Source organism: Candidatus Pelagibacter sp. HIMB1709 (assembly GCF_052047635.1).
Taxonomy (GTDB): Bacteria; Pseudomonadota; Alphaproteobacteria; order Pelagibacterales; family Pelagibacteraceae; genus Pelagibacter.
Genome location: NZ_JBNAJW010000002.1, coordinates 41,300 through 54,346 on the forward strand (window position 1 = coordinate 41,300; position 13,047 = coordinate 54,346).

The 13,047-nt window shown below is 30.6% G+C and carries 16 protein-coding genes; all 16 read right to left on the reverse strand.

The window, feature by feature from the left end; translation table 11 throughout:
• Positions 1-20 precede the first annotated feature (20 nt).
• The 16 genes from ACTTAR_RS06410 to ACTTAR_RS06485 are packed head-to-tail and all read right to left on the reverse strand — an operon-like array spanning position 21 to position 13,040.
• On the reverse strand, positions 21-491 hold the full coding sequence (locus ACTTAR_RS06410; RefSeq protein ID WP_440680968.1) for a hypothetical protein: 471 nt from the start codon (positions 489-491) through the stop codon (positions 21-23).
• Positions 463-1,032: an NAD(P)H-dependent oxidoreductase gene (locus tag ACTTAR_RS06415; protein ID WP_440680970.1), complete on the reverse strand. Its 570-nt coding sequence runs from the start codon at positions 1,030-1,032 to the stop codon at positions 463-465. The genes ACTTAR_RS06410 and ACTTAR_RS06415 overlap by 29 nt, the downstream gene beginning before the upstream one ends.
• A gap of 46 nt (positions 1,033-1,078) precedes the next feature.
• Complete coding sequence (locus ACTTAR_RS06420) at positions 1,079-2,689, reverse strand: hypothetical protein (RefSeq protein ID WP_440698043.1); 1,611 nt, start codon at positions 2,687-2,689, stop codon at positions 1,079-1,081.
• A gap of 46 nt (positions 2,690-2,735) precedes the next feature.
• Positions 2,736-3,155 (reverse strand): DUF6691 family protein, encoded by a 420-nt coding sequence (locus ACTTAR_RS06425; protein ID WP_440698044.1) that lies wholly within the window; start codon positions 3,153-3,155, stop codon positions 2,736-2,738.
• A complete protein-coding gene (locus ACTTAR_RS06430) occupies positions 3,152-3,571 on the reverse strand; it encodes a YeeE/YedE family protein (protein ID WP_440698045.1) in 420 nt (139 codons plus the stop codon). The genes ACTTAR_RS06425 and ACTTAR_RS06430 overlap by 4 nt, the downstream gene beginning before the upstream one ends.
• A 4-nt stretch (positions 3,572-3,575) precedes the next feature.
• Entirely contained in the window at positions 3,576-4,010 is a 435-nt protein-coding gene (locus tag ACTTAR_RS06435) for a CoA-binding protein (RefSeq protein WP_440698046.1), read from the reverse strand.
• 4 nt (positions 4,011-4,014) lie between these two features.
• A complete protein-coding gene (locus ACTTAR_RS06440) occupies positions 4,015-4,215 on the reverse strand; it encodes a hypothetical protein (protein ID WP_440698047.1) in 201 nt (66 codons plus the stop codon).
• Between the two features lie 2 nt (positions 4,216-4,217).
• Complete coding sequence (locus ACTTAR_RS06445; RefSeq protein WP_440698048.1) at positions 4,218-4,997, reverse strand: enoyl-CoA hydratase; 780 nt, start codon at positions 4,995-4,997, stop codon at positions 4,218-4,220.
• Entirely contained in the window at positions 4,998-5,849 is an 852-nt protein-coding gene (locus ACTTAR_RS06450; RefSeq protein WP_440698049.1) for a HalD/BesD family halogenase, read from the reverse strand.
• Between the two features lie 6 nt (positions 5,850-5,855).
• Positions 5,856-6,230 carry a cytidyltransferase gene (locus ACTTAR_RS06455; protein WP_440698050.1) on the reverse strand — a complete coding sequence of 125 codons (375 nt, stop codon included), beginning with the start codon at positions 6,228-6,230 and terminating at the stop codon, positions 5,856-5,858.
• Positions 6,227-6,637 (reverse strand): AAA family ATPase, encoded by a 411-nt coding sequence (locus tag ACTTAR_RS06460; RefSeq protein ID WP_440698051.1) that lies wholly within the window; start codon positions 6,635-6,637, stop codon positions 6,227-6,229. The genes ACTTAR_RS06455 and ACTTAR_RS06460 overlap by 4 nt, the downstream gene beginning before the upstream one ends.
• Positions 6,637-7,872: a M24 family metallopeptidase gene (locus ACTTAR_RS06465; protein ID WP_440698052.1), complete on the reverse strand. Its 1,236-nt coding sequence runs from the start codon at positions 7,870-7,872 to the stop codon at positions 6,637-6,639. Before ACTTAR_RS06465 ends, ACTTAR_RS06460 begins: the two co-directional genes overlap by 1 nt.
• Positions 7,869-8,495 (reverse strand): class I SAM-dependent DNA methyltransferase, encoded by a 627-nt coding sequence (locus tag ACTTAR_RS06470; protein WP_440698054.1) that lies wholly within the window; start codon positions 8,493-8,495, stop codon positions 7,869-7,871. Before ACTTAR_RS06470 ends, ACTTAR_RS06465 begins: the two co-directional genes overlap by 4 nt.
• Entirely contained in the window at positions 8,495-10,900 is a 2,406-nt protein-coding gene (locus tag ACTTAR_RS06475) for a GcvT family protein (RefSeq protein WP_440698056.1), read from the reverse strand. Before ACTTAR_RS06475 ends, ACTTAR_RS06470 begins: the two co-directional genes overlap by 1 nt.
• Positions 10,901-10,908: 8 nt before the next feature.
• Positions 10,909-11,991 (reverse strand): hypothetical protein, encoded by a 1,083-nt coding sequence (locus ACTTAR_RS06480; RefSeq protein ID WP_440698057.1) that lies wholly within the window; start codon positions 11,989-11,991, stop codon positions 10,909-10,911.
• A gap of 8 nt (positions 11,992-11,999) precedes the next feature.
• A complete protein-coding gene (locus ACTTAR_RS06485; RefSeq protein ID WP_440698058.1) occupies positions 12,000-13,040 on the reverse strand; it encodes a homocysteine S-methyltransferase family protein in 1,041 nt (346 codons plus the stop codon).
• Positions 13,041-13,047 lie beyond the last annotated feature (7 nt).

Genomic DNA, 13,047 nt, shown 5'->3' on the forward strand with positions numbered 1-13,047 from the left:
GAGAATTAGAGTCTTTGAACTTATGTATTTTGATTAATTTTTTTACAACTATAAAAAGAAATGTCCTTTTCTTTGTCTTCTAGTTTAATATTTTTAGTAATTTCATGAATAAGTTCGCCCGTTTTAATTGTTAAAACAGCAGATTCTGAATAATTTCTTTCTTGATCAAATGCTTGGATTAAAACAATGTCTCTATTTGAAATTTTCACCTCTAATTCAATTTTATCAATAAAATTAGATAAATTTCTAACATTTAAAACATTTGGAATTTTAGTCTCAATAAATAATTTAGTAATATCGTTTCTGTTCACTTCATCTTTAGAGAATGTTTCAAAATTATGATCAGGGTTTTTTAAAATTACTTTTTCAAACTTACAATTAAGATTTAAATTTGAATTTATAGTAATGTTTGTGTTTTGAGCACTCGCATACCCAAAATAAAACAATAAAATTAATAAAGTTTTAAATATTATTCGCAGTTTTTCTAACATCTTCTAAGAACTCTTGTCTTTTTGAGTCACTTACAAATGGTACTGCAAAATACCTTCTATAGGTAATGTTATATATGCCACACATGTGAAACACTCCTCTTTTTAATCTTCTAATAGGTAAATTTAAAAAAAATGTGGTAATAGCTAGTCTTGGTGAGCCATATGTACAAAAAATTACTGCTTTCTTTTTTCTCAAATTACCAATTGGATAGCCATAGTTTCCAACGAGTTGCTTAAATCTAAATGCCCATGGCGGTGCCAATACTTTATCAATCCATCCTTCAACAATTGCTGGCATTCTAAAGTTCCAAATAGGCGCAACTAATACAATAGTATCACACTCTTCTATTCTTTTTCGATGATCTAAAACTTCAGCACCTGGTTCTTCTCCAGCAAAAACTGGATCAAATTTTTCTTTATATAAATCTACAACATCAACTTTGTTACCTTTTAATTCAGAGTGTTTTATGAACTCATTTTTAATTGCTGCATTAAATGAATTGTCATTATAATGACCATAAACTAGGAAAATTTTTTTCATGCTTTCTAATTAACAAAAAAAATCAAAAAAACTATAAGATTATTTTTTATTCCAAGGTTTTGTACTTACTATTGTTAATTATATAGACAAATAAAATAGGTAAAATTAGCGTCAGTAAAGTTACAACAATTAACAATATCCCAAGTTCTGAATAATCAGCGGTAGTTTGGATTTCACCTGAAACTTTATCTTTTACCTCTCTGGTAACTGTAAAAATTTGATTTAAATATTTTGTCCCTAAAGCACTTGCTGAAAGAGCTAAATTTGTAAAAGAAGCAAAAACTGCAAAAAAAGTTGCTTTAAGATGTGAGGGAGCATTTTTAGCAATCCAGGCTAATAAAGGGATCATTGATACCTGTCCTAATGGAGACTCAAGGGCTGTATTAAGTATTGCTATAAATTTAGCATCAACTACCCCTCCAGTTAATGAGGCAGTCCAATTATGAAATCCATAATACATACCAACACTAGGTAAAAATAAAATTGCACCAGCTATACTTAATACAACAATAATTTTTGCAATTGAGTTATTAGCCATAAATGGTCTCAATAAGACAATTCCAGCCAATGTTAAAATTGAGGCCAATAAAGATAAAATTGAAAAAAATTGTTCATTAAAACCAAGTTCATCAATTTCAAACCACGTTAGACCAGGGCCTGGGCCAGGCATTGCTCGAAATATAAATATAATTACTGCAGTCCCAACAATTGTTAACCTTAAGTTCTCTGGCAACTCTTTGATAAGTTTAAACATCAAAAATAAAATTATGACAACTGAACCAATAAAAACGATCTCTTGTGCAAAAGGAACTTTGAAGGATCCTATAGATAAAGTGAAAATAACAAATATTAAACTTCCCCCAAGGATCCACCAATTAATATTAGTTTTCTCAGATCCTCTTTCCTCTTTAAGCTCAAGTCCTTTAGATTTTAAATTTTGAATTTTTTTATTCCTTAAATATTTTGCTAAAAATACACCTAAGATTGAAACAACTGGAATAACTAATGCATATAAATAAATTTTACCGTATAGAGCAATTTTAGCATTTTGTTCTAGGCTATCTACATCTCTAAATAAAATTACATTCACCAACGCAACTAAAACTGTACCTCCAATAATTGCAAAACGACCAAGAGTTTGCATTGTTGTATGCATAATTTTTACTTGATGTTTATTGTAATCATTTCCACTCTCATCAGTTAGTGGCACAGCTTCAACAGTCATGGCGTCAGCAACGACATCTTGAATTACATAACCAACAGGTGCTAAAATTACACTAATCACAAACCAAGTCTCAACTGTGAAAATTTCAGACATGTCTTCTGTATGAATGATAAGCCCATACATAATCAGTAAACTTGAGGCAATTAAAGAAGCACCAAAGTAAACCATGTAATTTTTTCTATCCCATATAAGATCAACTAAATGACCTAAAGGCATTTTTAATGCCCATGGAATTCCAGCCCAAAAACCAAGCCCTGCTAAAAATGCTGCAGATAAATTTAAATAATCTTTAACAAAAAAAGTTCCAACTATCCCAGTTAATCCAGAAATACCAGCTGCAACATAAACCATCAACGGCGGTAAATAAGTCCATTTAAATTGTCGGCCCAAATCTAAAAAAGTACTGTCTAAAAATTTTAAAACTTTATTCATAAAAATTATTTTTACTCATTATAAACAATTAAGGAAAAATATAAATTTATCTTGGGGAACTTAAATTGAATGATTTAACTAAATAAAAACCTACAAACATTGAAACTACAAAAGTTATTGAGTAAATATTTAGTAAAGCAACAGAAGTTATAGCTGGACCAGGACATAATCCACCTAATCCCCAACCAGCGCCAAATAATGCAGAACCTAATATTAATTGATTATTTATTGTTTTGTTATTTGAATAATTAAATTTTTCTACAAGTAACGGTTTTTCTTGTTTCTTAATTATATGAAACAAAGGAGATGAAACAACCAAAGCTCCGATCATCACAAATGCAAGAGAAGGATCCCAATTTCCAAACAGATCTAAAAAGCCTAATACTTTTGCAGGATTAATCATTTCAGATATCACTAAACCGATACCAAATATTATTCCTGAAAGAAGGGAAGTTAATTTGTTCATAATAAATTTTTTATATAGACAGTTAAAATTCCAACAATCATAAAGGTAATTGTCGCTACAATTGATCTTAAAGAAAATCTTCCGATGCCACTTATACCGTGGCCACTTGTACATCCACCGCTAACACGTGTTCCAATTCCAACTAACAAACCTGCTGCAATCATTAAGACGTAAGAATTAGAAATACTAATATTTACTCCACCTTTAGAAAATATAGAGTAAATAATTGGCGCAATAATTAAACCCAACAAGAATAATAAATTATCAAATTTATTTTCTTTTTCAGTTAAAGCGTTACTTGCAATCCCACTAATTCCTACTAATCGACCATTCAGCAAAAAAAATACCGCCACTGCTAATCCAATTATCAATCCACCAGTAAAAGCAGGAATTGGTGTAAAATTTACTATGTTCATAAAATTAATCACTTAAAACAGGAAAAGCCTGTCTTACTTTTAAAAAAAATTTTTGATATTCCATTTTAGTACATTTGTTTTCTACATATTCAATATTATTTTTTTCTACTAGTTTCTTGGCATTTTCGTCTCTTATTCCAAGTTGTAACCATAATACTTTAGCGCCAATTTTTACTGTATCTTCTGCTATACCAAAAGCTTCTTTAGAAGGTCTGAATACATCTACAATGTCTATAGGATTTTTAATATCTTTTATAGAAGCATAGACTTCCTCACCTAAAATTTTTTTACCTTTAGCTGATGGGTTAATTGGGTAAACTTTATACCCATACTCTTGCATATATTTCATAACAATAGTTGAGGGTTTCTTTGGATCATTACTAACACCGATCATTGCAATAGACCTAGATTTTTCTAAAATTCTTTTTATTTTACTCATTTAATTAATTGTTTTCTTTTTTAATTTGTTCTTCACAGAATTTTCTTGCTTCATTCAAGTCTGTAATTTTTGTCTCAGATAATTTTTGACTTCCTGCAATACAAGCATCTACTGCTCTTTTAAAATTATGATCTTTAAAATTTAATACAAAGTACATTCCAAAAATAACAAATAAAATAATGAGTATATTTTTTTTATTCTTCATTATTATTTATGTTTCCAATTTGGCTGTCTTTTTTCTAAAAAAGCTGAAATACCCTCCTTTGCATCGATTGCCATCATGTTAATAGTCATCATTTTACTAGTGTAAGCGTATGCTTTTCTTAGGGGCATTTCTAATTGTTTATAAAAAGCTTGCTTTCCAATTTTAATTGTCAAGTTTGATTTAGAAGCAATTTTTTTTGCTACTTTTAAAACTTCATCATTTAATTTTGCTTTAGAAAAATGATCATTTATTAAACCAATTTCTTTTGCATAATTTGCTTTGATAGGTTCTCCTGTTAAAAGCATCTGCATCATTGATTTACGATTAATTTTTCTACTAACAGCCACCATTGGTGTGCTGCAAAACAATCCAATATTTACACCTGGTGTCGCGAATAAAGAGTCTTTCGTGCTATATGCAAGATCACAACTTGCAACTAACTGACAGCCTGCTGCAAAAGCTGCACCATGAACCTTTGCAATAACTGGTTTTTTTCCTTCAACAATTTGCAACATAACCTTGGAACAAAGACTAAATAACTTTTGGTATTTATCTTTTTTTTTAAGGTTTCTAACTTCTTTTAAATTATGACCAGCACTAAATCCTTTACCCGCACCCTCTATGATTATTACTTTAGTTTTTTTATCAGCATCTAATTTTTTTAATGATTTTAATAAGTCGGAAAGATTTTTATATGAAAGAGAATTATATGTTTTTGGTTCATCAATTATAATTGATGAAATCTCAAAATTAATTCTCTTTATTTTAATATTACTAGTCATTTAATCAGACAATCCATCGGATCTAGCCTGATTTCTTTCTATATGAATTGGTAAAACTTTACCATAAATTGCTTTTGAATGTTCTGGGGTATTTACTCTATAGGGATCTAAAACATAAGCTGGAATGCACATATATCTTGATTTTTGACCTTCTACTTTTGTAACTCTATGCAGAGTAAATCTGCCTTTAAAAATTTGAAGATCTCCAGGTTCTAATTTAAGCTGTCTAACTCTTGATCTATCTCCGTCTAAAACCTTTTTAACCTCATCAAAATTTTCATTTCCTGGTGCTCTTATATTTGGACAATATTCAAAAATACCTCCTTTTTCAGGTTTCTGAATCATCAAGCTTAGAGTGAACTCACAACTATCAAAATGCCAAGGAAGAATTCCATCAGGTTTCATAACATTGTATGCATGGCAAGCCAAAGGGTCTGCCCATCTATAAATAGGAGAAATACCTAAACATGCAGAAACAAATTTTAAAAGTTCTTCAGTTTCATAAAGATATTTCATTTCTGAATTTTTTGGAAAGCAATCTGAATTTAAATATCCATTATACCTTTCCATAAAATTTCTCTTTGGATGTTTTTCAGGTAAACTTGTGTCATCTTTAGCATAAAGATATGCATTGATGCTTTCTTTAGACATATAAACTTCATTAAGTTGTTTCTCTAATTCTGAATTCATTACCTCTAAAGATTTAGGTAAAATAAAATTTGGGATAGTTGAACAACTATATTGGTCCAATTCTTCCTTACATTTTTTTACTAAATTCTTAATGATTGGAGAATTTAAATCGTGAATAGGATATCTTTTTAAATCGACAATAGTATTTAATCTATCGTTCATTAAAGTTTATTTTAATTTACCCTCTTCTCTCATTTGAGCTCTAATTTTAGTTGCTGAGATTTTTTGAATTTCCTCATCTAAAACTATTTCCTCAATTTTATATCCAACACCTCTTCCGTAACAAATATTTGTAATGTTAGGAACCAACATAATTTTAAATTGACCTTCAAATTCAGGACTTAATCTTTCTTCAATATTTTTTTTTACAGTTTCAAAATCAAATGGATTATCATCAACACCCTGTACATCTCTTATTTGAATACAAACTTGTCCTGTTTTTTTAATTATCTCTTTGAACAAGGTATAGTGCCCATCGTGAAATGGTTGCCATCTTCCTAGCATTTGTGCTGTCGGTTTTTTATTATCCCATTGATATGTCATTTTTTAATCTCCTCAATTATTAACGGTGCCCATTTCTTAGCATCCTGAGTTGTTACATGGTAGTCAAAGTTTTTTGGATTAACAAACATTTGATTAGTATCTTCAAATCTACCTTTCTTTATTGTATCTACCCAAATTCTATAATCTGCTGGAAACAAACTTCTTGCTTCCGGTGTAGGAGCCACAAAGTCAGCAATTACATAATGACCTTCTGCTTTTAATTTAAGAGCAAATTCAGCCATTCTTTTTGCCTGCCTTACTCTTCCTTCTTCTGAAAAATCCCAATCATCAGCTGCTTTTCTAACTTCATCAGCATTTAATCTTTTGGCATTTAAATGAGGTGCCATTTCATTTGCTAAAGTTGTTTTACCTGCACCAGGTAATCCCATTACTAAAATTATTTTCATTAAATATCTTCTAACGGATGATGGGACATTAATTCAAGTCCATTTTCACCAATTAGGTATTGTTGCTCAAGTTTAACACCTTCTTTACCACCTACCTTACCAATGTAGCTCTCAACTGTTATGGTCATATTTTTTTGAAACGTTCCGCTACGTTCCCCACCGTCTGTTGGATATCTAATCGCTGGCCACTCATCACATAGACCAATTCCATGTACCATCACAGAATATCTATTTGGGTAATACTCTTCAGGTAAAACCCATGACTTTTCTGTGAATTCTTTAAAAGATAATCCATCTTTAATTATCCTTGAATTGTAATCTATTTGCTCAACTGCCATTGAATAGAGCTTTTTTTGTTCTTCATTAAATTTGTTACCAACAACAAATGCTCGAGATATATCTGCGCAATATCCATATGGACCTACCATGTCTGTATCAAATGAAACAATTTCTCCATCTTGAATAATTTTATTACTACATTCTTGCATCCAAGGATTGGTTCTTTCTCCTGATGCTAACAATCTACACTCAATCCATTCACCGTAATTTTCTATATTAGTTTGATGAAGTATTGCCCATAATTCATTCTCAGTCATACCTGGCTTTAATTGTTCTCTCATTTTAACAATACCCATTTCTGCAACATCAATTGCTGATCGCATACACTTAATTTCATCAACTGATTTAATTACTCTTGCTTGCTCTAAAATTAATTTAGCATCAACCACTTGTATATCTTCTTTATTTAACGCTGAAACTGCAGGACCATTTAAAACATCAATAGCTATTTTTTTTGATTTAAAATATGATTTGGATAAATCTTTAACCTCATTAACCCATTTTTGTAATTGTGATTCTGATTGATCACCGTTACTAAAATAATCCCAGGTTATTGCTGGCCTAATTTCATCTATAAGATTTAATCCTTCGGATAATTTTTCGCAATTAAAATATTCGTAAAGAATTATTGGTCCATTAACTGGTACAAAACAATATCTGGTAAGATTATGCATATTATAAACACTCATATTTAAAGTGTCTAAAGCATATCGAACATTTACTGGATCAAATAAAATACAAGCTTCTAAATTATTTTTTTCTAATTCTTTTCTTACTCTATCTAAACGATATGATCTTAATTTATCAAAATCAATTTCATCTTCTCTCAATCTTTTTTTCGTTATAAAATTTTGTCTTGGTTTAAATTCTGGAGCTATTTTTCTACTAAACCTCATATTACTTTATATAACCCTAACCATGCATTAACATCTTTGCTTGCAATATAATCAGATTTAAAAAATTCTACTTCTTCCCATTTCTTATCATCTTTGAGTATATCAATTTTTTTATCAAAACCATACTCTTCATGAATACCTTCATTTATAGTAAAACAAATTAATCCACCTGGTTTTGTTATTCTTATAAACTCATCTAATGCATTTGGTTTTACATGACCAAAAGTAAACGTACCAACACACATCACTCCACCATAAAAATTATCCTCAGCTTCTATTGTTTTATTTAAATCAACCTTTGCTAATTTTTGATAAAGATCTTTTGGAACTGTGTCTAATAAAGTTTGAGACAAATCAGCTCCATGAAAATTTTTAAATCCATATTTTTTTAATTCTACTCCAACTAGACCTGTTCCACAGCCTGCATCAAAGATTAGTGTATCTTTATTATTTTCGTGCTTATTGTAAGTTGCTACGGTTTCTTTAGGTCCAGTATAATTCCAATCGACCATGTCTTTATTATACTTATCTTTATCTCCCCACTCATCGTAGTATTTCATCACTTCATCAGTGGTTTTAAGTTTGTAAATTGGAATTTTATTTCCTACATCTTTTTGCGCCATTAGCCTCTCATTTTCTGACCACTTGGATCATAAAGTGGTTCTTTAATTATTGAACAATTAAACAAGTCTCCGTTTATCTCTACTTGAATTTTATTATCAGTTACAATCTTATTTTTATCAATAAATGTAAACGCAACACTTTTATTAACAAAATGAGCAAACCCGCCTGAAGTAACGTAACCTATGCTTTGATCTCCATTCATAACGGCCTCATTATTGGTTACATCAATATCATTGGTTTCAACAATTAAAGGTATAAGTTTGTTTGAAGAGTTTTCCTTTTGTGCACTTTCTTTGCCAATAAACTCTTTATCCCAATTAATAAAAGCATCTAAGCCAGTCTCTTTTGCTGTAAAATCTGGTCTATAATCTAAAGTCCAAGCTCCCCAATTTTTCTCTAACCTCATTGACATCAAAGCTCTTCCACCAAATGGTTTAATATTAAATTCTTTTCCAGCTTCCATTAATTCTTCGTAAAGTTTTAATTGATAATGAGGTGCTACATATATTTCGTAACCAAGTTCTCCAGTAAATGAAATTCTATTTACTAATGCAGGAACTCCACCAACAAACATTCTTCTTGAGTCTCTAAACTTAAATTTTTCATTTGAAACATCATCTCTTACTATTTTTTCTAAAACCTTTCTTGAATTAGGTCCTGCAATGGATAATCCATGAAACTCATCAGATCTATTTTTATAATTTAAATTAAATTTATCTAGATGACTTTCAAACCAACGTCTATGCATTTCTTGAGCAGCACCAGATCCAAATACCATAAATTCATTTTCATCCAAACAAGCAACTGTTAAATCTCCACACAATTTTCCTCTATAGGATAACATTGGTGATAGAGATATTCTTCCAGGTTTTGGAAGTCTTCCAGCCATTATATGATCTAAAAATTTTCTAGCGTCAGGTCCTTTGAATTCATGTTTTGAAAAGTTGGCAACTTCAATCAAGCCAACATTCTCTCTTACATTAATAACTTCTTTTGAAACATAATCATGTGATCTTGATCTTTTTATTGTTGGTTCTTCATGAGCGTCTTCTTTGTTGTTTGCAAACCACAAAACATTTTCTAATCCAAAACTATCTCCCATCACAGCTCCTTGATTTACAAAACGATCATAAAGTGCTGTTGTTTTTTGTTTTCTTCCTTTTGGTAATGTTTCGTTAGGAAATGTCATAATAAATCTTCGTTCATAGTTTTCTGAAGATTTTATTGTTCCATATTGAGGGGATGCATAATCTCCAAATCTTGCAACATCCATTGCCCAAACATCAATGGAAGGTTCACCATCAATAATCCATTCAGCAATACATTTTCCAACACCACCGCCTTGACAAAACCCAGCCATAACACCAACTGCAACCCAATAATTTTTCATTCCAGGTACTGGACCAATAAGAGGACTTCCGTCTGGACCAAAAGTAAAAGGTCCATTAACTATATTTTTTATTCCTGCTCGCTCTAATGCTGGCATTCTCTCAAACCCAATTGCCAATCGATCTTCAATATTATCTAATTTCGGCTCCAACAATTCATGACCAAAATTCATTGGGGTTCCTTCCACTTTCCAAGGAGTTGATTTAGGTTCATAAGTTCCAAGCAACATACCTTTTCCCTCTTGTCTAAAATAAATATTTCCTTCAAAATCTGTTCCGATAGGCAATCTTTGGTCACCCATTGCTTCAATTTCTGGAATAGGTTCGGTGATTAAATAGTGGTGCTCCATTGGCTGAACTGGAAGATTTAATCCTGCTAATTGACCAACTTCTCTTGCCCATAAACCACCTGCATTAATTACTATTTCAGCATTAATGTTTCCTTTTTCAGTAAATACATCCCAGGTTCCATCTTCTTTTTGTTTCGTGTCTTTTACGACAGTGTGAGTGTAATATTTTCCACCATGAACTTTTGCAGCTTTTGCAAAAGCATAAGTAACTCCTGATGGATCAACTTCACCATCTATAGGATCCCATAATGCTAGCAAGTATCTAGAGGGATCAATTAACGGATGTTTCTTTTTTACTTCTTCTAAAGAAATAAATTCTTGATCAAGCCCCATGTATCTTGCTTTTGATCTTTCTCTCTTTAAATAATCAGCCCATACTTCATTTGATGCTAAGTAAAAACCTCCACTAGGTTTAAATCCTGTTGAATGACCAGACTCTTTTTCAATCTCTTTATATAAACCAATTGTGTAAGCCATCATCCGAGAGATATTTGGGTCAGAAGAAATTACATGAACATTTCCCGCTGCGTGCCAAGACGATCCTGAGGTAAGTTCGTTTCTCTCAAGTAAAATGCAATCCTTTAATCCAAACTTAGATAAATGGTAAAGAATAGAACAACCCACCACACCACCACCTATGATTACAACTTTAGCATTTTTCTCCATAAATTTATTTATAAACTTTCTTTTTCAAAATTTACAATATTGTCTTCAAAATAAATATTTTTTAATTTGGATAATCTCTTTTGAAGAATATTTATATTTTTTTTAGTAAATGAAACTTTTTTTTGCTCTATTTCAGAAACTTGTCCCACATAGTTAATTGCATTCCAGACAGAAAAAATATTATTTAGTGAGAATTCTTTCAAATTGATAGATAAATTATTGAAGGTATATTTTAGTTTTTCTAGTTTTATTTTAAATTTATCTTTTTCTATATTTTTTTTTATTTGAGATATTAATTTTTTGGGTTCTGAATTTTTATAAAAACCATTCCTTGGATAGTAATATTTAAGAAATGATCCTGTAAAATCCTTTCCTGATGAGTATATAAGGAACATTTTTCCCTTAAAATTTAACAAAGATAAAAGAGGTCTAATAACATTTTTTACAGTCTGAGTTAAAGGAGACCGAAGCTTAAAACATTGAGATGCAATAATAAAATCATATTTTTTTGGAATTTCACTTATATTTCTAGGTATAAAGTCTTTTAATTTTTTTTTTTGATCTTTTCTGTAAATTGTCAAAAAAATTTTTGACTTGGGTTTAATTGAACCATTTTTGTTATTAAAAGATAATTTCCAATTTTTTCTAATATAAGGACTTAAACTCATTAAGATCTTAGTAAAATCAATACCTTTTTTTCCAACTAATTCTAATTTTTCAAATTTTACATTTTCAGATGTAGAGTTATTTATATCTTTATAGCTACAGTTAGTAATATTAAAAATTAAAGTTTTATGTTCAGCAAATCTATCCCCTAAAAAACTTAGAAGCACATTAATATCATCGATACTTATTTCTTTACCTACAACAAATATAGGTTTATTTGGCAAATATTTATGCAGACCAGACAAAAAAGTAGATATAATTGTTCCCTCACCAGTACCCGCGTCTAAAACGTTAAAAATTGGTGACCGAGTACTGATTTTTTCTATTTTTTTAAATAAATAAAAAGCAATTTTTGATTTTTCATTAGTTGAGTTTACAAATGATAGATATTTGTCTCTAGAATCAAAAAAAGTTTTTCTCTTCATATTTGTTATTAGTATTTGATCTCCTTATTTACTTTTTTTAGAGATTTATCTGTTCCATGGTGAAAATGTTTGCTCATATCTGGCATATATTTCATTGAAATTGGTTTTTTACCAATTGCAACAGACATTTCTCTGACATGATGAGCTTCGGCACCACAACATATACCAATAAAATTTATTTTATTCTGAACACACTCTTTTGCAAATTCTGCCATTTCAAATCTGTTGCAAAATAAATTATCTAAAGCTACGGGGAATGCATTTCCACCAGGAATACAATCACAACCATGATCGGTAATATTTAAAAAACCAGGTTCTTCCTCTGTAGTTCTGTAAGGAACTGGAAGCCCTGATACATGACATGAAACTTTGTCTCTAACTTTTTTTAAAAGTTTCATTGTCATCTCTGGTCCTCTATAACAATTCAATCCAACAACATCAGCACCCTGATCTTCCATCATCTTACATGCATCCTCAGCACTGTGTCCTTCTCTAGTTTTATCCCCTCTTGGAATTGCAAAATTGCACACTGCAATCAGTCCTGCATCCTTAATTGCTTTTAATGCAATTTTCATTTCATCAGTCCAACTTATTGTTTCGGCAATAACAAAATCAACTCCAGCCTCTTTTGCCCAAGCAACTTGCTCCTCATACATTTGTTGGCACTGCTTATGAGTATTTGCATCACCAGGATCAAATACGTTTGTGTTTGCAACATCTCCACAAACCATCAAATCTAAATCTTTAAATTCAGCAGCAGCATCTTTTGCAATTTTAAGAGCACCTTTTTGCATTGGTTCTAACAAGTGTTCTTTGCCAATTATTCTTAGTTTTTCTCTATGACCATAATATGTAAACGCCTGAACAACATCTGACCCAGCTCTGATAAATTCTCGATGTAATTGAGTTACTACTTCAGGATGCTCTAACACAACTTCAGGGACAAATGGACCCGCTGAAAGATAACCTCTTCTTTCCATTGCAAAAAGATATCCTTCTGCACACATTATTGGACCTTCATTTAATCTTGTAATAAGATCTTTTTTCATAATTTAC

Bases quoted from the DNA above. Each gene is read 5' to 3' on its own strand.
- ACTTAR_RS06430 (WP_440698045.1), bottom strand. From the start codon at position 3,571: ATGAACATAGTAAATTTTACACCAATTCCTGCTTTTACTGGTGGATTG.
- ACTTAR_RS06425 (WP_440698044.1), bottom strand. From the start codon at position 3,155: ATGAACAAATTAACTTCCCTTCTTTCAGGAATAATATTTGGTATCGGT.
- ACTTAR_RS06480 (WP_440698057.1), bottom strand. From the start codon at position 11,991: ATGAAGAGAAAAACTTTTTTTGATTCTAGAGACAAATATCTATCATTT.
- ACTTAR_RS06445 (WP_440698048.1), bottom strand. From the start codon at position 4,997: ATGACTAGTAATATTAAAATAAAGAGAATTAATTTTGAGATTTCATCA.
- ACTTAR_RS06485 (WP_440698058.1), bottom strand. From the start codon at position 13,040: ATGAAAAAAGATCTTATTACAAGATTAAATGAAGGTCCAATAATGTGT.
- ACTTAR_RS06475 (WP_440698056.1), bottom strand. From the start codon at position 10,900: ATGGAGAAAAATGCTAAAGTTGTAATCATAGGTGGTGGTGTGGTGGGT.
- ACTTAR_RS06450 (WP_440698049.1), bottom strand. From the start codon at position 5,849: ATGAACGATAGATTAAATACTATTGTCGATTTAAAAAGATATCCTATT.
- ACTTAR_RS06455 (WP_440698050.1), bottom strand. From the start codon at position 6,230: ATGACATATCAATGGGATAATAAAAAACCGACAGCACAAATGCTAGGA.
- ACTTAR_RS06470 (WP_440698054.1), bottom strand. From the start codon at position 8,495: ATGGCGCAAAAAGATGTAGGAAATAAAATTCCAATTTACAAACTTAAA.
- ACTTAR_RS06465 (WP_440698052.1), bottom strand. From the start codon at position 7,872: ATGAGGTTTAGTAGAAAAATAGCTCCAGAATTTAAACCAAGACAAAAT.
- ACTTAR_RS06460 (WP_440698051.1), bottom strand. From the start codon at position 6,637: ATGAAAATAATTTTAGTAATGGGATTACCTGGTGCAGGTAAAACAACT.
- ACTTAR_RS06410 (WP_440680968.1), bottom strand. From the start codon at position 491: ATGTTAGAAAAACTGCGAATAATATTTAAAACTTTATTAATTTTATTG.
- ACTTAR_RS06440 (WP_440698047.1), bottom strand. From the start codon at position 4,215: ATGAAGAATAAAAAAAATATACTCATTATTTTATTTGTTATTTTTGGA.
- ACTTAR_RS06435 (WP_440698046.1), bottom strand. From the start codon at position 4,010: ATGAGTAAAATAAAAAGAATTTTAGAAAAATCTAGGTCTATTGCAATG.
- ACTTAR_RS06420 (WP_440698043.1), bottom strand. From the start codon at position 2,689: ATGAATAAAGTTTTAAAATTTTTAGACAGTACTTTTTTAGATTTGGGC.
- ACTTAR_RS06415 (WP_440680970.1), bottom strand. From the start codon at position 1,032: ATGAAAAAAATTTTCCTAGTTTATGGTCATTATAATGACAATTCATTT.